This window comes from Streptosporangium sp. NPDC000509 (genome assembly GCF_042898365.1).
Classification (GTDB): Bacteria; Actinomycetota; Actinomycetes; order Streptosporangiales; family Streptosporangiaceae; genus Streptosporangium.
On record NZ_JBIAYX010000007.1, the window covers coordinates 278,945 to 296,019 of the forward strand.

Here is a 17,075-nt window from a genome sequence, read left to right on the forward strand (position 1 = left end):
TCAAAGAACACGACTATGACTGGACTGGATAGCCAACAAAATTATCGCCATCCCGGTAAACCAGGGCGATTTTCTCCAACTCCAAGAGATCCCGAAGATCTTCTTTCGGCTTTTCTGGTAGCAGAATAGCAACCGCCGGACAGGCAGGAGTGACATGACGACGGTAATCCAGCAATTGACCAATCGCCATGCGTACCGACTGTCGCGAGCTGTTACCTTTTACCTCGTACAGCACGTGAGCCGTGGCGTCGTACAGATCGGTGAGCAACACGGACGTGAGCCCTTTCACCCTGATCTGAAAGCGCTTCACCTGGTGGTGCTGAGTTTCCAAGAACGCCTGAAAATCAGCCGAAAGCTTTGCTTCTCGCCGCTCTGACGTTGTTTTTGGAACTGCCGATCGAGAGCTTAACGTCTTCTTACTAGTCTCCGGCTCAACCATCACACTTGTCGTGATATCGGCCGGGATAGCGATAGCTTCTGTTTTTTCCGCCGGAGGGATATCGTCCAGCTTATTTCGGGGAACTACTCCAACCGGACGCATCCTGAAGACAATCACCCGACGAAGCATATTCTCCTTGTTCGGCGCTTGTCGGATGACATAAGGCTCTTCGAGATCCAGCACAAACTCACCGATATACCGCTGCCGCTTGGTGCCGGACCCAGGAACTGTACCTACAGCCTTGAAGACGCGAAGCGCGCGGCCGTCGTCAATATGGTGGAGGACTGCTCGATTACTGTTGCCCGCCCGCCCTTCAAATGTTTGGTTAGCTTGGCCGTGGCCGGTGTACTCGAAGATAGCCCCCTGCTCGTCCTCTTGAGCCAGCCATCCATCGAAGTACCCCGACTGCTCCCCTTCCTGAGGGTCTGAGTAGAGCAGAACGTTTGATGTCGTGGCAGAGGGGACGATGCCGCCCTGCGGCCCACCACCGAAGACCCTCTTCATGTCAGCACGCGTAGTGATCAGCCCGGGGCTGATCGACATATCGGTCATATGGTGACTTTAGACGCCCCCACCGACAGTAAAGATCACAAGAATTTAGTTCTAATATTTCCGCATACTGGGGATAGGTACTGACCTGCGGACATGCTCGTCTCAGCAGCGTCGACCACAGTGCAGGAGGCGTCAGATGCCTCAGCAGCACCTTGTAGATCATGTAGGAAATCCGGCGGATGCCCCGCAGCACTCACAGAGAGCACCATCGCGCGCCTCCTCTGCCCGATTAGGTCGCCCGGCCATAGCCCTCCAGCTCACCAACCGCTTGGGCATCGTCGTACGAGACGGTGGACCTCAGGGAGGACAGGGCTAACTCTTGTAATGATCGGACGAAGTCACCCAGTTCGCGAGCAACCTCGGGCCGCTTTCAGCCCTCCACGCTGAGGCGAGGACTCACCAAGCGAACGAGGCAGGTGAACCGGCCAAGGCGTGTCAACTGCGCGGGAAAGCCTCCATGCGCACACCCAAACTAGGGCAGGACCTCACGGCCGCCCGCGTTGAAACAAAAATACCTCCTGCGAAATTAACCTCTACCGGATTTCGATAAATCTTGCAGTAGAGGTGCTTTCGCAGGAGGTCTAGCTGAGCTGCCGTTCGGTTAATCAGATCTCAAATGATCCGCTCTTGATGCCGCCGATGAAGGTCTGCCATTCGGCGCCGGCGAAGCGCAGCACCGGCCCATTCGGGTCCTTGCTGTCCCGTACGGCACGGCCACCGTCGGGGAGCTTTGCCGTCTCTACGCAGTTGTCCTGCTGAGCGCTCTGGCTGCTCTTGCGCCAGGTGAGTACGGGGGTGATTCGGTCCACAGTTGTACCTCTCCTACTGCTTTAGTTGATCAACCAGGGCAGTCACGTAGTGCACGGACTGCTCGACGGTCAGAGCAGCCGCCACCACGCGATTGAACATGAGCGCATATGCCTGGACCTCCTCTGGTCGCTCCAAAAAGAGATTGTCTGTTGGTGTCTCCAGATAGACAAGTGATGGATCCAGATCACCCATAAAGTCCAGGACAACGAACCCGCTGCCCATCGCCGCATGTGCACCGGTCGAGTCGGGCAGCACCTGCACGGTGATGTTGGGGTGCCTCGCCATGTTGACGAGGTGTGCGAGCTGTTCAGCCATGACGGCTGGACCGCCCACCATCTTCCTCAGTGCCGCCTCATCGATGACAGCCCAGAGCTGGGGCGGGTTATCGCGGTTGAGGATCGCCTGCCGAGCCAAGCGTGCCTCAACGCGCCGTCGCACAGCGGCCTGGTCAAGGACCTGTCCGGCTTGGAAGATCGCCGTGGCATAGGCGCTTGTTTGCAGCAAGCCCGGGATGGTCACGAGTTCGACGGTGCGGATCTGGGTTGCTTCCGCTTCGAAGCCGGGAAGGCTGCCACCGAACACGTCCTTGTACTTGGCCCACCAACCTTTTTCGCGGGACTGCCGAGCGAGGTCGAGTATCGCCTCGCGCACAGCGGGATCGATGACGTTGTAGAGGTCCAGCAGGAGACGAATGTTGCCGATATCAGGCAGAACCCACTTGTTCTGCTCCATATGGGTGAGGCGGCCTCGTGACCACTCCAAGCGCTTGGCAACTTCGTCATGAGTGAAACCGGCTTGCTCGCGTAGCCGAATGAGCTCAGCGCTCAGACGTCGTCGTTTGACGGTAGGACTGCCGATCATTGGACCTCTCTTCACGCCTTAAATGAGCCAATCACCCAATTTAACTGCTGAAACCAGACAATATCGGCGATGAAATCTTGGCCTTGAAAATTCTGCGGCCAGCCATCACTATGTGAAGAGTATCCATCACCGAGAGTGATGGAGGTGTGACTATTGCCTAGCGCACCTTTTGAACTCTTCGGAAGCTTTCGGAGCTTGTTCCCAAATGGGCCGATATGAGCTCAGCTGATTCGGCGCTACCAATAGGCCGAGGGCGCTGAAGAAAACGGTTCTGCCAGGCGAATGGCGTCGCCTGGCAGAACCTCGCCTGCACACCGGAGGTGCAAACTGTGCTCAACCCTAGTAGAGCCATAAAGATCATCCGAGTCCGTTGGCATGCCAAGCGTCCGCCCTCACCCCTGGGCTGTCGTTGGTGCGGTCATCCCCCGTACGCGCACGACGCCGCCAGCCTGCCGCACCGGCCCGGGCACCTGTGGGAGCAGCCCACCTCGGCCCAGGTCTGTACTCGTATGACGGCCCGGCGCCGCCTCGGCCTGTGCGGCCGACTGCCCGCGCCTCCCGCACCAGCCACCGTGACCCCGCGCCCGCCGAGCCACCCCCTCACCGGCTCTCCCACCATCCGGGGACGCCACGCGCGACCGGCCTCCCCGCCGTACGGACGCGAATCGCCGCCGGGTACGCGGCCCGGCAGGCGCGAGTCGCACCGGAAGTGGGTGACGGCATGAGCGCGCCTCCCATCGAGGCAGAGGCAGAGGCGGACGCGGAACATCTCCGGCACGAACCCGGCGACGACCCCCGCGCGCTGCGCACCCTGACGCTCCGCTTCCCCGACTGGCGCCCCTGGTACGGCCACGCCACCGGACGCTGGTGGGCACTCTCCCCCACCCGATACCGCCAACGCATCGGCCTCGTCGAAGCCGACACCCCCGCCGAACTCGCCGCCCGGATGCAACACATCGAGGACTTCCACCCCCACCCCGAACAGGCACACCGGACAACCGACAAGGACCTCGGGGTCACCGAAGGCGACCAGCACAACGAGACCATCAGCAAGGGAGGTGACCGGGATGACCGCACGACTGCTGTCCGTACTCGCCGGGGTGCTCACTGACCGACTCCGGCCAACGACCGACAACCCCAACGGACCGGCTGCCACCATCTGGCCGCCCTACCCCGGCCGGATCCCCGGCTGGTCGACGACGCCGAACCACACCCCCGTCATCTCCCAACGCTTCCCCACCACCCCCGACCAGGTCAGAAACGCCCGCGCCTTCGTCGCCGACATCCTCGGCGACGACCACCCACTCCGTGACGACGCCACCCTCCTCACCAGCGAACTCGCCACCAACGCCGTCGAACACTCCACCAGACCGACCGACACCCGGCCGGTCGGCACCGAACCAGTCGGCGCCAGAGCGACCGACAGCGGAACCGCGGACACCACAGCGGGCGACAACCGGCCATCGGAGTTCGTCGTCACGGTCGCCTTCACCCCGCACGGCGTCATCATCACCGTCCAAGACCCCGGCTCCGCACAGATCCCCAGCGTCAGGAACTCCGGCCCAGGCGCCACCAGCGGCCGAGGACTCCTCCTCGTCAACGAACTCGCCACCCGCTGGGGCTTCCACCGCGACCCCACAGGAACCGTCATCTGGTTCGAACTCACCTGACAGACCCGCATGGCGGCGCGAGCCTGGAGAAACAGCGCCGCCATGCCTGAGCAGGAACGATCCGACAACTCCTGTCCCGGTTTCGGGAGCTAGGGAACGTTGAATCAGTCGGCTACAGGGCGCCAACGGGAACTGGCTCGTATTGCTCCCGCGCCGCCGATGAGACCGACAGCGACGGCCAGCGCCAGCGCCCCTGCCATGCTCGTTGCGAGCAAGCTCCAGGAGAATACTCCGGCGTTTGTCATTGCTATGAAGAATGACCCCTGCCAGACAGCCACGAATACTCCGAAGACGACAGCAATCACCGTAGGTACGGTCAGGTTCCAGAGGGCGATTCCGACTAAGAATCTCCGCCGCTCACTGAGGATCGCCAACGGCGCGACCGCAGTCGTGAAGACAAGAAACTCAGCGGCCGAGCTAAAGCCTACGGCGAGAAATAGAATTCCCAGCATGAGGACGGTGAGCAACCTCACCCAGTCGGCCATACTTGCCAATCGATCGGCGCCAAGGAGCCAGCTGTCATAAGGCCGTTCCACTTGAGCCATTCCGAAAGCCTTGTGAGCCGTCTCCTTTACCTGCGCAACTAGGTCCGCCGAACCCAATGGAGAGATCACAGCAATTCCGTCGGCTGTTCTCGCACTTCTGAGCACGTCCTCTTCCTGGATCTCGACATCACCGCTGTAACCGATGTTTTGTCCAAGAATCGCAGCACGAACGTCTCCGTCCGCCATACGGAATGAAGCTGCGGGACATGTGATCCCGAGGGATCGAATAGCCTCACACGATCCGCGGAGGACGGACGTATCAGTAGGCTGCTTCCCGCGGGTCACTGAGAATATGTTTGCAGTCCTCGGGAGAGAGCGTCCAAACATGTCCAACGCTGCAGATGTGATCGATTGAGGGGTTACCAATAACACCGAATCCTGAAGCTGCCGCTGCATAATCTGGGCGTTCTGGCTTGATTCGCCCAAGCGACTCGACCAAACCTGGGATTGGGTGATCACACCAAGCCCGATGATGACCACCGCTACAAGTCGGACGACGACTCCGGGGCGGGCATGGGCCCAGCGGCCCGCGACCAGCGCATCACCACGGCCCGCCCATACGCCGAAAGATGCAGCGGATTTCCCCCACCGTCGGATCAACACACCAGCGGCGGAAGGCAACATGCCCCAGAGCAGAGCCGTACCACCGATATAGGCGAGAAAGCTCGAAACCTTGGAAAGGTAAGGAGTGCTCACGATCGCGATCAACCCCAGGAGGCCGACGTAGAGTCGCCACCGGGGAATCGCGTCGGCGAACATTCGAGGTCGTGTGCTCTTTCCGTCCACGGTGGTCTGATGAAGTCCTACGACTACGGACAACATCAATCCGCAAGCGACAAACGCAACCGGTGGCGCCATCCATACCCATGCACTCAAATCAGCAGAGTCGACGACTTGATCAATCATGGGTATACGTACATTCCATATTGACATGATCGCATATGGAATGATTCCCAGGATCGTGCCGATAAAGATAGGAACGAAAGCCTCGCCAAGATTGACCACCGACTGATGCCAGCGGTTCCCACCGAGTGTTGTCAGCAGATGGATGCGCCTGTCTCTGGCGGCCGAGCCACAACGGGCGGCAACGACAAGCAAAACGATTGCCGCGCCGCCAAGGGTGAGGCTGATCGTGCCAAGAAGCTGGCCGGCAGGTACACGATTTAGCGAGTCCCCCATAGGCGTAGACCGTGTCGAGCCGATCCGCGTGATTTTGAACCAGCCTTGATGGTGGGCGACGGTCGGTCGCACATAAGCGAATCGTTCTGAAGGAGTGGAGAGCCCGTCGGGGCTTATAACTCCTGAGAATTTTCCATATCGATGCGTGATTCCCTCTGACGCGCCGACACGTATCAGTTCCGGAGAGAGGAACACCTCACCTGGCTCTGGCCAGCGGGGAAGCCCTGGTGGTGGGGAGGTATCAGACGATCGTGGTTCTATGTACACAACCTGATAAGGGCTCGTGCCGATGGAGTCGTTAACCGGTTTGTAGAGAGCAATTACAGGGCTTTTTCCGGCTCTTGCTATCTCTGCGCCCCGCGCTATATTACGCTGATCCCATCCATCGTATGTCGCAATGACCGCAAGGCCTGACATGAAAACCAAGGTCAAGATGCCTGCGGCAGCGACAAGGGCAGAAAATCGTAATTTGCTTCCCGGCGAGCGCCCTCCCGCCGTAAGGCCTATCCACAGCAGTTGGTGCCACAGCGTGCGGCGTCTCATGCCCGGCCCCCGGTAAGGCAGCCGGCCACCAGGTCAAATCTGCGATCAGCCCGGCCGGCGATGGCCTGGTCATGCGTCACGATGAGCAGCGCACATCGCCGCCGTCTCGGCAGCTCGAAAAGAAGATCAGCGACAGAATCCCTACTGCCTTGGTCCAGCGCACCCGTGGGCTCGTCGGCGAGGATGAGTGGCGCTCCTGTGATCAGCGCCCGGGCTACAGCCGTTCGCTGCCTTTCGCCTCCGGAAAGATAGGCGGTCGGCGTTTCGCCGACTGGAACGCCAAGGTCGGCGAGGAGACCCTGGGCCGAATGATATGCCGATCTACGGTCAACCCCCGAGAGTAGGGCGGCAAGCGCAACATTCTCAACAGGGGATAACTCAGGAAGTAGCTCACCAAACTGGAATACCATTCCAATATACTTCCGACGACAAAAAGCAAGCTGCCTACGAGATAATTTAGTAATGTCTTCCCCGGCTACCCAGATGCTCCCATTTTTAGGCTTGACGAGGCCCAGGATACAGGATAGTAAAGTAGTCTTCCCTGACCCGCTGGGCCCACAAAGAACCACTGACTCACCTTCGCGGACGCTCAGGTCGAGTCCGTTGAAGATTTCTGCGCCTGCGGTCGAATAACTGAGGTTTTTGATGTGCAGCAACGGCGACCGCCGAGCGTTATCCAACTCGTACCACACTTTCATATAAATGTGATGCCGGGCAAGGATATCGATCACTTGCCCGGCATCTTCTCTCAGATACTAATTATCCCCAGGAACTACAGTCATCGGGCCAGGCAGGGATGGTCTCACATGCTCGAAGCTGGGTAACGGTAGAACCGGTGTTGCTGTCGACATAAGCACCATCCGAACCGTTCAGTTCGTATGACCGCAGGGTGCTGGGAGCAGCACTCCGGTAGTACTGGTTGTAGACATGGCACGGGTTGGTAGCCCAGCAGTGGTTCACGAGGCGCACAACGTTGGAGCCGTACGTGTATGACTGGGCGGATCCGCTGCTGTTCGTCACGTTGATTGCGTATGCGCTCGCGACGGGCGCCACGGCGAAACCGGCCAAGGCCATGCCCGCCAACGTGGCAAGCATCCTTACGGGTCGCTTGAACCTGCTCATCACAGGTATCCTCCTTCTTGCATCGATAGATGTGCTGTGGGCGGAGGCGTCCCAAGGCTTTCCGCCCACAGCTAGACGATTCGAAACTGATCTTTACATTTGATCAACTCGAAGTCAACACAACTTGTATAAACCCGGCCAAAACTGGCCTCATCAGGACATTTTCCATTGACTGGCAAATTAGCTCCGACATGAAGACCGTAACGCGGTGACCGAAATTCCAATCAGCTTTACTTTTTCAGCCGCTGGATGATCCTCTGTCCGAGTGGACCTTGACCAGTTCTTTGCGTTCGGACCCGAAGTGCCGTTCACCGCGAATCGGGTGTTCACCGACCGGGAGGAGTACATCCGGGCGTTTCAACAGCGGATTGCCGCGCACCTGGCCGAGGAGTGGCCCGTCGAGAGGCTGATGGATTTCCAGCGGCCCGCCCGGAACGTGATGGGACTGAGCGGGGAGGGCGGCATCGGGAAGTCCACGCTGATCCGTCACCTCGCAGATCTCGCCCAGAGCGGCGAGTTCGACGGGCTCCCGGATGACCGCTCGGTGGCCGTCATCGACTTCGCGGACCTGTCGAGCCAGAGCTTCGAGACCGTACTGCTCCGGGTACGTGCCGCGCTGGGACGTCTGGGCAGGTCGTGGCCCGCCTTCGACATCGCGCTCTCGGCGTACTGGGAGCGCAAGCATCCCGGTGAGTCCCTGGTCCGCTTTCTGGGGAAGTCCTCCTCGGTCGGCGCCGTCTCCGATTCGCTGCGCCTTTCCGAGCAGGTCGCGTCGAGCATCGACGGCCTGTTCGCGGGGCTCGGTGCCGTCACGACCGCTTACCGGGTGCTCGATCTGGTCGGCACATCCGCGCGGCAGTCGATCACCCTGCGGCGACTCCGGCGTGACCTCCCGGCGTTCGGCCCGATCCTTCAGGAGGAGAACCCGGACCGGATGCTCGGCTACCTGCCGATCCTGCTGAGCGCGGACCTGGAGCGGATCCGTCAGAAGAGCCCGGTGCTGGCTCTCTGCGTACTCGACACGTTCGAGAACGTCCAGGTTCTGCAGCCCGAGCGCGGTGGGTTAGAGGATCTGGTGGTCCGGATGACGTACCTGTTGCCCAACGTGTTCTTCACGGTCGGGAGCAGGCGCCCGCTGCGCTGGGATGACCCGGTACGCGGCGTCGGGCTGACGTACGGCGGGGCGCGACGATGGCCGGGGCTGGCCGATCTCACCGACCAGTTCCCGGTCGACGGCTTCGAGTCCTCGGACGCCGACCTGTTCCTACGGGAGCGGCTGCTTGTCGACGACGAGCCGGCCATGGATGCCGAGGTACGGGAGCGGATCGTGGCCGGTTCCGGAGGATCGCCGCTCTACCTGGAACTGTCGACGGGCCTGTTCGAACAGCACCTGGCCCGGGGAGAGACCCCGGACCCGAAGGTGTTCGGCGAGCCCTTTCCCGAGTTGGTCCTGCGGATGATGCGCGACCTGTCGCCCGAGGACCGGGACCTGCTCCGTGCCGCGGCGCTGCTGGAAGCGTTCGATGATCGGCTGCTGGCCGCGATCCTGCCCGAGGCACGCGGCAGAAGGATCGAGGACTTCATCGCTCGGCGGTTCGTACGGCACGATCCGACCGTGTGGCCACCTTGCCGCCTGCACGAGAACCTGCGTCGTGGGATCACCGGCTGCGACGCGCACACTCCGGATGGATGGACCGCCCGAGAGCGGCGAGACCGAGCCTCGCAGGCGCTTGCGTATCTGACGGACTTCACGCTGTCGGTCTGGGGTGACGATCCGCCGGACGAGCTGACCCCGGCCGACCACAGCCGCCGTACCGTCGCTGCCTTTCTTCTCGCCCTGTACGGCGCCGCCGAGCATGAGGTCCTGCCACCGGGGTTGGGGCAGATGGCCTACACCATGCGCTATCTGGGGCACTGGCAGGTGCTGACGTCACTGCCCAAGTTCAGCGCGTTTCCGCAGCTGGCCGCGCTCGCAGAGGTGGCCAGGTTGACGGTCCAGGTGGACCAGGAGGCGACGGAGCGCCACACGGCCATGAAAGCGGCGCTCGAGAACGCCGGCGCGAGTCCGTACGCCGACTACTTTCACTTCGAACTCGGCAGTCTGGCCCAGTTCACCGGTGACCTGACCGGCTCCGACCGCCATCTCGGCATGGTCGCCGACCAGCTCTCGCCGCTCGGCGTCGCCGCCCGGTTCGATCTGGCGGGCAACGCCTTCCGGCGCAGTCGTTACACGGAGGTCGTACGGCAGATCGAGAGAAGGTCTGCAGGGACGAGGCTGGAACGGATCGGCACCGGTGACCTGATGGGTCATGTGTACCTGCACAACGCCCGGTTCCAGGAAGCGGCGGAGCTGTTCACTCAGGTCCTGGCCGAGGCACGGCAGGCGGACGCGCCGCTCTGGGCGGCGCGGGCCGCACGCCACCAGGCACTCGCCTCCATGTGGTTCGATCCGGAGCTGACCCTCCGGACGGTTCCGGAGGCGCGTGAGCTCAACCAGTCGGTCGGGGAGGTCGTGGGGCTGGCCCAGTGCGACATGGCGGAGTCGATGGCCCACGCCATGCGAGGAGAGTGGGCCGTCGCCACCCGTCTGCTCGGCGAGGCTCGCCGGACCTTCGAGGCCGTCGGTGCCTCCGCCGAGTTGCTGCCCATCGACGTGGTCGAGGTCCTGCAGCTCATCGCACGAGGTGAGGATGAGCGGGCCCTGGCCATCACGGTCCGCCTCGCGGAGACGGCCGGAGCCGAGGAGGCTTTCCTGCCCGTGTGGTCGGCGGTCACCGCACTCTGGACCGGGCAGCCGGAGCTGCACGACTTCACCCGGACGAGGTGGTTGGATCTTCCTGAGACGACACGGGAGCGGTGGATACAACCGCTCCATCGGCTGCGAGCGGGAGGCGGGTCATGAAAGTCTGCGGCCCGCTCGATGTCGGTGACAAACGAGGACTCATCCCGACCGGCCGCGTTCCGGAGATCGAGATCGCCAAGGCGCGTGACGTGGCGCTCAAGAGTGCGGCGTTCGACGGCGTGGCGGGGCTGTACGAGCCGGGGGCCACGGTGGTCTACGGTCGTCGAACGGCCGTCAAGGTCCAGCACCGCCTGCACGAACGCCTTGGCACCGCGCTGCGGATGGAGTCGATGCGTAAGGCCGCGGGGATCAGGGTTCCGGCCCTGCTGGACGCGGGCACCGTCCGGACCGCGTCCGGACCACGATGGTGGCTCGTGCTGGAAAGGATCGGCGGCTCACCCGGCGAACATCCGACTCCCGCCCAGCAACGCGGCCTGGGCGAGCAACTTCGCCGCTGGCACAGCGCCACGGACCAGGGCGGCCTGCGCCTGGACGAACCCGGTGCTCTCGGAGTGATGCTCGGCTCCGCACGCCACCTCGCGACTCGCGATTACCGGGCCATCTCAGACCTGTTCGACCAGGCGTGCGCGAGACAGCCGATGACGGCCATCCACGGGGACGCCGCCGTGGGGCACAACGTCCTCTTCGCGGGCGACGATCTGCTCGCCGTCCTCGACCCGGGTGCGGTCGAGATCGGGCCTCCCATGCTCGATCTTGCCTGGTGCCTCGCCGTCGACCTGCCACGTGGCGCTCATCCGCGATGGCTGCTGGAAGGGTACGGCACCGACGCGGTCGACCAGGAGGCACTCGATGCCCTGCTGCCGCTCATGATCCTGCGCAGGTTGATCGACACCCAGGCGGAGGGAAGCGCCGAGGACTCTCGATGGCTCGCGGCCTGGCTGTCCGCAAACGCCCCCAATCTACTGCCTCTGGCTTCGGTGCCGTGATCAGATTCCTGGTAGAAGCACGTGCTCCAATTCCACGCGGAGAACATGGCGAACATCAGCAGGTCTTCGCAGCGTGTGACCCGCTCCGGGGATGACGATCAGACGAGCATTGAGGCTCCTGGCCTGCCCCAGTGGGGTTACCCGATCCTCGTCTCCATGGATCAGAAGCAACGGACGCCGAATCGCGGATTCTGCTCCACCGGAGAACTCACCGCGGAGCATATCCGCGTGATGGGCCTGGAACTTCGGTGCGGCTCTGCTCCAACTCTCCAGATCGACCACGGCTGACCTGGCGATCCCGGCCGCGAACACATCGGTGATCGCCAAGGCCCGCAGAACGGTGTACCCGCCGGCACTGGCCCCCCAGATCGCCACCCACCCGGGATCCGCTCGACCGGCGGAAACCAGATGACGAGCCGCATCAGCGCAATCGGTGGCGTCAACCATCCCCCACCGATGACGAAGACCTGACGATACGCGCGACCGTACCCAGTACTCCCCCGGTAGTCGACATCAGCGACGGCGAAACCCCTGCTTGTGAAGTACTGCGCGTGCAGGTCCAGCCGTAGCGGCCAGTTCGCTGTCGGCCCTGGGTGAGCCCGTACAAGCAGTGGCGGAGTCCCGTCGCTTCCTCCCAAGGGCGGGTAGTAGAGGCCGTACGCCTCACCCCCGTCGCGGGTGCCGAAAGTGAAAGGCTCCGGCCGGACGAGCGATGCCTGGTCAAGGGTGACGTCGGCCGGTGTGAGCTCATGAACGGCACCGCCGGTTTCGGCCAACACCACCGTAGGCAACTGAGTGGGACTAGAGCCGATAAAGACGACTTTCCCGCCTACCACCGCCAGGTAGGGCTTGATCGAGGTGTACGGCAACGCGAGCCGTTCCACATCACCGTCGGAGCGCTTCACAACTAAGGAGTGCAGCGGCCCCTGCTGGATGACGGCTATGACCTGGTCACCCTGAAAAACATAAGTGCGATACCCGAACTCCCAGGGAGCCGCCGCGACCTCGAACTCCCCCGTGATGACCGGCCCGGCATGGCCGTCGCGCCAGGCGTACAGGTTCCACCAGCCCGACCGGTCGGAGACGAAGTGCAGCACCCCGTCGTCGCTCCACCGCGGCTGGCAGACCGACTCCTCGTCCCCGCCCGCGACCAACCTCGTACCGGTAAGCGCACCATCAGGACCGATGTCGGCCAGCCAGAGCCGGGAACCGTCCCACGGCATGAGCGGCGCGTTCCATGAGACCCAGGCGAGCTGCTTCCCATCGGGACTGGGTTCCGGGGACATGTAGAAGTCCTCGCCGGAGGCGATGATCGACGGCTCGGCCGACAGAACGACCAGCTCGTTGTGGATGCCGTTCTCTTCGTGACGTTCCCGTACACAGACCAGCTCGCCGGTGCCCGGAAGAAGACGAAGGTCGGCATAGCGCCAGGTTCCCGACGACGCGGGTGTCACCGGCACAGGGTGACCGCCGTCGCGTACGTGATGGACCCGCTGGTCATCCGCGTTGCAGAACCACAGCTCCCGCTCGGTGGCCAGGTAGGCACCTCCGCCGTACTCATGCACGTAGGAAGCGACGTGGACCCCCTCCGGCAGCACGTCCTGCCGGCCCTCGGCAGCGGTCCAGCGCACGAGCACATCCCCGTCCGGCCGTCCCTCGATCCAGTAGACGGTCTCACCGACCGCTTGGACCGCGTCGTACGAGACGGTGGCACGGGCGATGACCTCAGCGGAGATGGGGCTCACTCTTGCAATGATCGGACGAAGTCATCCAGTTCGCGAGCGACCCCGGGTTGCCGGGGTGCCACCCGGTCGCGGAAGCGGTGGACCCGGGACATCCCGGCGACCGATCCTCGCCGGGCGAACACGGCGATCGCCTCCTGGGCCAGCCGTACGGCCTCGGCGGGTTCGCCTTCTCCGAGGCGTGCCTGCGCCAGGTCCACGGTGAGTTCCGCTTTGCGGCGCACGCACATGGTGGGAACCCCGCCGATGGCCTGCTCGAAGGAATGGGCGGCCTGGGTGTAGTCACCGAGTTCGAGGAGGCAGTTGCCCTGGTAGCACTCGGTCGCCCCCCACCGGGAGGTTCGCACAGGTCAGGACCCGCTTCTCACTCACATTGCAGCCATCCACAAGACGGCCCTTTCACAATCCGTTCTGTGAGCAGGGAGGCGTTCCACGATGATGCGCATCGACGATCCGAGCGAGGCCGCCAGCCGGCTCCATCGGATCCTCCCGCGGGCCCTCTGTCCTGCTCTGTTCTGTTCACGAACGCGGACGGGCGAACGTCCGCAACACGATGAGGAGTTGAGATTGACCATTCGAATCGCTGATCTGGAGCACGACGCCGAGCTGCCGGACGACGTGCTGGACACGGTCATCGGCGGTCGCGAGCCGATGACCCCGCCGAGCCCGAAGGTCTGTACCTCGATCAACAACGGTCAGCCGGACACCTGCTGGGACTTCGGCGGCTAACGATCGAGCAGAACGGCGCTCTGCGGAGCGGCGCTCCGCGGAGCGCCGTTCTCCTTCTAGGAGCATTCGATGATCCTGATACTCAGCAGCAAGGACGATCTGGGCGTCAACCTCGTCCTGCCCAAGCTCGTCGAGCGTGGCGTCGAGGTGTACTGGTGGGACCCCGGCGACTATCCCGCCACCGCCCGGATCACCTCCCGCCTGGTCGGCGGCGCCTGGCGGCACACGCTGATCACGGACGACGCCGAGATCGACTCCTCGGACGTCAGCACCGTCTGGGTGCGCCGCCCGCAGCCGCCGAAGGCGGCGCCCACGGTGACGGACCCCGGACACCGTGACCACGTGGCGAAGCTCGGACGGATCTTCGTGGACGGCTGGAGCGACACTTTCGACGCCCGTTGGTTCCCCGCCCGCCTGAACACGCTGCGGCGTACTCAGAACAAGCTGGTCAATCTCGCGGCCGGCGCCGAACTGGGCTTCACTGTGCCGGCGACGACCATCACCAGCGATTCCGAGGAGCTGGCCGACGCCTGGGCGGCGACGGGTGGCCGGTTGATCGCCAAGGAGGTCGAGTTGGTGCCCTACGAACTCCACGGGGAGGAGCACGGCTTCTACACCACCTCGGTGACCCGGCGGCACCTCACCAGCCGTCACCGCCTGGCGCACGCCCCGGTGATCCTCCAGCCCAAGATCGAAAAGGCGGTCGAACTGCGTATCACCGTCGTCGGTGATCAGGTGTTCACCGCCGAGATGCATTCCCAGGCGTCGCGGATGACCCGCGACGATTTCCGCCACTACGAAGGCACCTTCATCAGCTATGCCGTTCACCACCTGCCCGAGGACGTGGAACGGCGCTGTGTCGAACTGGTCAGGTCGCTGGGCCTGGTCTTCGGCTGCATCGATGTGATCCTCACCCCGGAAGGCGAGTACGTGTACCTGGAGTTGAACCCCAACGGTCAGTGGGGATGGCTGGAGGAGTTCACCGACCTGCCCATCTCCGAGGCGATCGCCGACTGGCTGGCGGCCGGAGAGCGCCCGGCCGGCCAGGAGGTGCCCGCGTGACCGGCTACCCGCAGACGCTCGCCGCGGCGGTCGAGGTGCTGCGCGGGCTGCCGCGGCACCGCGACGCCGTGCCCGATGCGCGCAGGACCGTGGCGGCCTGGCGTACCGCCAACCCCGGCTGCCGCGCCCAGCTCGTCGTGGACGAACGGCCGGGCACCCCGCTGGTCGACTACGACCTGCTCATCGACCACCCGGACGGGGGCACCGTCGCGCTCACCGCCTCCGCCGAGGACGGCGTGCCATGGACGGTCGACCACTCCACGCACTGGGCCGCGAGCAAGGTGCTGCGCGTGGACGGCGTGGACCTGTCCGTGCAGACAGCGCTGCTTTCGATGCGGGCCTACGGTGAGCGGAACAGGGCCCTGCACGATGATCTGATCGACTACTGCATCCTCTCCCTGGAGACCTGGGAGGACGAGGAGCCGTCGGAGGACGAGCTGCAGCGGGCCTCCGACGACTTCCGGCGGCGGCGCGGGCTGCACAGCCGCGCCGACACGATGCGCTGGCTGGACCAGGTAGGTCTCACCCCGGAGGCGTACCAGAACCATCTGTTCGCCCTGGCCAGGATGAACAGGTTCACACGACGCACACAGGCCGAATCGGCCACGGCCTACTTCACCGACCACGCGGCGGACTTCGACCGGGTGTCGGCCGTGTGGGCCATCGGGCCGGAAGCCGTCCTCGGTGAACTGGCCGGCCAGAATGACACCATCGCGGCGCTGGGCGCGGCGGTGACGCGTGCCGACGGAGATCTCACCGTCCAGGTGGCCGACCGGGTGGCTGCCGAGCTGCCCGAGCCGTTGCGTGGTGCCGCCGAGGGGATGACGGTCGGCCCGGTGGCCTACCGTGATGCCTTTCTCTTCGGTGCGGTACGCCGTCGCCGTCCCGCTCAGCCCGACGATGCCACGCTCGCCGCCGCGGGACGGGCCGCCTTCTCCGCCTTCATGGCGGAGCGGCGGGCCAAGGCGAAGATCGAGTGGTTTTGGCTCTGATCTCGGCTGCCTCGTTGACGGCGTGGGCGCGTGCGGCCGATAGAAATCATCCTCGGCCCGGAAACGCTAGAAACGGTCCGCGTGCTCGTCCACCCACTGCGTGTACGTACGTGCGGGACGACCGGTCACCCTGACGACCGTGTCGTCCACGGTCTTGGAGGAATCACTGGACTCGGCGTACCAGCCAACGACGTACTCGGCGTCCTTCCGCGACACTCCGGTGGCCGTCAGCCTGTCGATCGCCTGTTCGTGCGTCATCGGCTCGAAGGCGATGTCGCGGCGGAGCGTCCGCGACAGGATCGCGACCCGCTCACTCGGGGTGAGCGGGTCGGGACCGGTGAGGTTGTATGCCTGCCCCGTGTGGCCGTCGTCGAGCAGTGCGACGGCCGCCACGGCCGCGATGTCGGCCTCGTGCACCAGCGCGCTGGGAAGGTCGTACGGTTCTCGGACCACTCCTTCGGCTCGGATCGATTCGGCCCAGGTCAACGTGTTGGACATGAACTCCTGTGCTTCCAGACGTGTCCATTCCACGCCCGAGTCCGCCACCGCCTGCTCGACCGGACCCACCCAGCCGCCCCACAGCACGGTGAGGCGCTGAACACCGGCGGCGACCGCCCGTCGGACCAGCTCGGGACCGACCTCGGCGAGTCCGTTCGTCACCGTGATGTGCAGCCGGTCGACGCCGTGGAGTGCGGCGTCCAGCTTCTCCGGTGTGTTGTGCGTGCCGGCCACCAGCTCCACCTCCGCCGGAAACCTTCCCGCGTTCGCCGCCGGGTCCCGCGTCAGGGCCCGAACCCGCTCTCCTCGGCGGACCAGCTCCGCCACAACGTGCCGGCCGGTGTTCCCGGTGGCACCTGTCACCAAGGTCGTCACAGTCGCACTCCTTACATCGTCTTTGTCCGGATGCGTCGTTGACGAACCTAGAAACTCAACCGCGCTTGAGGTCAAAGCGCCCGTCCGCCCCTGTCGTTGCGAGGCGCGTCACCGGGTACGCGCGAAGCGACACTCCGATTGCCGCATCCGGCCTCCTCTGAGGCAAA

Annotated in this window: 16 protein-coding genes and 1 pseudogene; 8 read left to right on the plus strand and 9 right to left on the minus strand. The window is 63.9% G+C overall.

Annotation, left to right across the window (positions count from 1 at the left end; all coding sequences use genetic code 11):
* Window positions 1-13: 13 nt before the first annotated feature.
* The 3 genes from ACFY3D_RS15615 to ACFY3D_RS15625 all read right to left on the minus strand — a co-directional run bounded on the left by ACFY3D_RS15615 (window position 14) and on the right by ACFY3D_RS15625 (window position 2,662).
* Window positions 14-991 (minus strand): hypothetical protein, encoded by a 978-nt coding sequence (locus ACFY3D_RS15615; RefSeq protein ID WP_389979874.1) that lies wholly within the window; start codon window positions 989-991, stop codon window positions 14-16.
* A 605-nt stretch (window positions 992-1,596) separates the two neighbouring features.
* Window positions 1,597-1,800, minus strand: a complete 204-nt coding sequence (locus ACFY3D_RS15620) for a DUF397 domain-containing protein (RefSeq protein WP_389979877.1) — start codon at window positions 1,798-1,800, stop codon at window positions 1,597-1,599.
* A gap of 13 nt (window positions 1,801-1,813) precedes the next feature.
* Entirely contained in the window at window positions 1,814-2,662 is an 849-nt protein-coding gene (locus ACFY3D_RS15625; protein WP_389979880.1) for a helix-turn-helix domain-containing protein, read from the minus strand.
* A gap of 721 nt (window positions 2,663-3,383) precedes the next feature.
* Here ACFY3D_RS15625 and ACFY3D_RS15630 point away from each other — a divergent pair.
* Window positions 3,384-3,773: a hypothetical protein gene (locus ACFY3D_RS15630; RefSeq protein WP_389979883.1), complete on the plus strand. Its 390-nt coding sequence runs from the start codon at window positions 3,384-3,386 to the stop codon at window positions 3,771-3,773.
* A complete protein-coding gene (locus tag ACFY3D_RS15635) occupies window positions 3,730-4,332 on the plus strand; it encodes an ATP-binding protein (RefSeq protein ID WP_389979886.1) in 603 nt (200 codons plus the stop codon). Before ACFY3D_RS15630 ends, ACFY3D_RS15635 begins: the two co-directional genes overlap by 44 nt.
* A gap of 104 nt (window positions 4,333-4,436) precedes the next feature.
* On the opposite strand, the gene ACFY3D_RS15640 is transcribed toward ACFY3D_RS15635, so the two are convergent.
* Together ACFY3D_RS15640 and ACFY3D_RS15645 are read right to left on the minus strand one after the other, a co-directional pair.
* The gene (locus ACFY3D_RS15640) at window positions 4,437-6,056 is read right to left on the minus strand and encodes a hypothetical protein (protein WP_389979889.1); all 1,620 of its coding nucleotides are present in this window, start codon (window positions 6,054-6,056) and stop codon (window positions 4,437-4,439) included.
* A 539-nt stretch (window positions 6,057-6,595) separates the two neighbouring features.
* Window positions 6,596-7,330 carry an ABC transporter ATP-binding protein gene (locus ACFY3D_RS15645; protein ID WP_389979892.1) on the minus strand — a complete coding sequence of 245 codons (735 nt, stop codon included), beginning with the start codon at window positions 7,328-7,330 and terminating at the stop codon, window positions 6,596-6,598.
* A gap of 254 nt (window positions 7,331-7,584) precedes the next feature.
* Between ACFY3D_RS15645 and ACFY3D_RS15650 the strand changes: the two genes are divergently transcribed.
* From ACFY3D_RS15650 to ACFY3D_RS15660, 3 genes are all read left to right on the plus strand, one after another.
* Complete coding sequence (locus ACFY3D_RS15650; RefSeq protein WP_389979895.1) at window positions 7,585-7,824, plus strand: hypothetical protein; 240 nt, start codon at window positions 7,585-7,587, stop codon at window positions 7,822-7,824.
* A gap of 219 nt (window positions 7,825-8,043) precedes the next feature.
* Window positions 8,044-10,623 carry a hypothetical protein gene (locus tag ACFY3D_RS15655; protein WP_389979898.1) on the plus strand — a complete coding sequence of 860 codons (2,580 nt, stop codon included), beginning with the start codon at window positions 8,044-8,046 and terminating at the stop codon, window positions 10,621-10,623.
* Window positions 10,620-11,510: a phosphotransferase enzyme family protein gene (locus ACFY3D_RS15660; RefSeq protein WP_389979901.1), complete on the plus strand. Its 891-nt coding sequence runs from the start codon at window positions 10,620-10,622 to the stop codon at window positions 11,508-11,510. The genes ACFY3D_RS15655 and ACFY3D_RS15660 overlap by 4 nt, the downstream gene beginning before the upstream one ends.
* On the opposite strand, the gene ACFY3D_RS15665 is transcribed toward ACFY3D_RS15660, so the two are convergent.
* The 3 genes and pseudogenes from ACFY3D_RS15665 to ACFY3D_RS15675 form a co-directional block, all read right to left on the minus strand.
* Window positions 11,511-11,957 carry an alpha/beta hydrolase family protein gene (locus tag ACFY3D_RS15665; protein ID WP_389979904.1) on the minus strand — a complete coding sequence of 149 codons (447 nt, stop codon included), beginning with the start codon at window positions 11,955-11,957 and terminating at the stop codon, window positions 11,511-11,513.
* Window positions 11,958-11,989: 32 nt separating this feature from the next.
* A pseudogene (locus ACFY3D_RS15670) lies at window positions 11,990-12,796 on the minus strand (S9 family peptidase); the annotation flags it as partial.
* Window positions 12,797-13,251: 455 nt separating this feature from the next.
* The gene (locus ACFY3D_RS15675; RefSeq protein WP_389979907.1) at window positions 13,252-13,599 is read right to left on the minus strand and encodes a hypothetical protein; all 348 of its coding nucleotides are present in this window, start codon (window positions 13,597-13,599) and stop codon (window positions 13,252-13,254) included.
* A 220-nt stretch (window positions 13,600-13,819) separates the two neighbouring features.
* Here ACFY3D_RS15675 and ACFY3D_RS15680 point away from each other — a divergent pair, with 220 nt between their 5' ends.
* The 3 genes from ACFY3D_RS15680 to ACFY3D_RS15690 all read left to right on the plus strand — a co-directional run bounded on the left by ACFY3D_RS15680 (window position 13,820) and on the right by ACFY3D_RS15690 (window position 16,035).
* Window positions 13,820-13,981: a hypothetical protein gene (locus ACFY3D_RS15680; RefSeq protein ID WP_389979909.1), complete on the plus strand. Its 162-nt coding sequence runs from the start codon at window positions 13,820-13,822 to the stop codon at window positions 13,979-13,981.
* A 69-nt stretch (window positions 13,982-14,050) separates the two neighbouring features.
* Window positions 14,051-15,043, plus strand: coding sequence for an MvdC/MvdD family ATP grasp protein (locus ACFY3D_RS15685; RefSeq protein ID WP_389979912.1), 993 nt, complete (start codon window positions 14,051-14,053; stop codon window positions 15,041-15,043).
* The gene (locus ACFY3D_RS15690) at window positions 15,040-16,035 is read left to right on the plus strand and encodes a TIGR04500 family putative peptide maturation system protein (RefSeq protein ID WP_389979915.1); all 996 of its coding nucleotides are present in this window, start codon (window positions 15,040-15,042) and stop codon (window positions 16,033-16,035) included. Before ACFY3D_RS15685 ends, ACFY3D_RS15690 begins: the two co-directional genes overlap by 4 nt.
* A gap of 66 nt (window positions 16,036-16,101) precedes the next feature.
* Here ACFY3D_RS15690 and ACFY3D_RS15695 read toward each other — a convergent pair whose 3' ends face one another.
* Window positions 16,102-16,908 (minus strand): NmrA family NAD(P)-binding protein, encoded by an 807-nt coding sequence (locus ACFY3D_RS15695; RefSeq protein ID WP_389979918.1) that lies wholly within the window; start codon window positions 16,906-16,908, stop codon window positions 16,102-16,104.
* Window positions 16,909-17,075 lie beyond the last annotated feature (167 nt).

What these genes read in the sequence shown, in the direction of transcription:
- ACFY3D_RS15640 (WP_389979889.1), bottom strand. Translation starts at nt 6,056, where the DNA reads ATGGGGGACTCGCTAAATCGTGTACCTGCCGGCCAGCTTCTTGGCACG.
- ACFY3D_RS15665 (WP_389979904.1), bottom strand. Translation starts at nt 11,957, where the DNA reads ATGGTTGACGCCACCGATTGCGCTGATGCGGCTCGTCATCTGGTTTCC.
- ACFY3D_RS15635 (WP_389979886.1), top strand. Translation starts at nt 3,730, where the DNA reads ATGACCGCACGACTGCTGTCCGTACTCGCCGGGGTGCTCACTGACCGA.
- ACFY3D_RS15615 (WP_389979874.1), bottom strand. Translation starts at nt 991, where the DNA reads ATGACCGATATGTCGATCAGCCCCGGGCTGATCACTACGCGTGCTGAC.
- ACFY3D_RS15625 (WP_389979880.1), bottom strand. Translation starts at nt 2,662, where the DNA reads ATGATCGGCAGTCCTACCGTCAAACGACGACGTCTGAGCGCTGAGCTC.
- ACFY3D_RS15660 (WP_389979901.1), top strand. Translation starts at nt 10,620, where the DNA reads ATGAAAGTCTGCGGCCCGCTCGATGTCGGTGACAAACGAGGACTCATC.
- ACFY3D_RS15630 (WP_389979883.1), top strand. Translation starts at nt 3,384, where the DNA reads ATGAGCGCGCCTCCCATCGAGGCAGAGGCAGAGGCGGACGCGGAACAT.
- ACFY3D_RS15685 (WP_389979912.1), top strand. Translation starts at nt 14,051, where the DNA reads ATGATCCTGATACTCAGCAGCAAGGACGATCTGGGCGTCAACCTCGTC.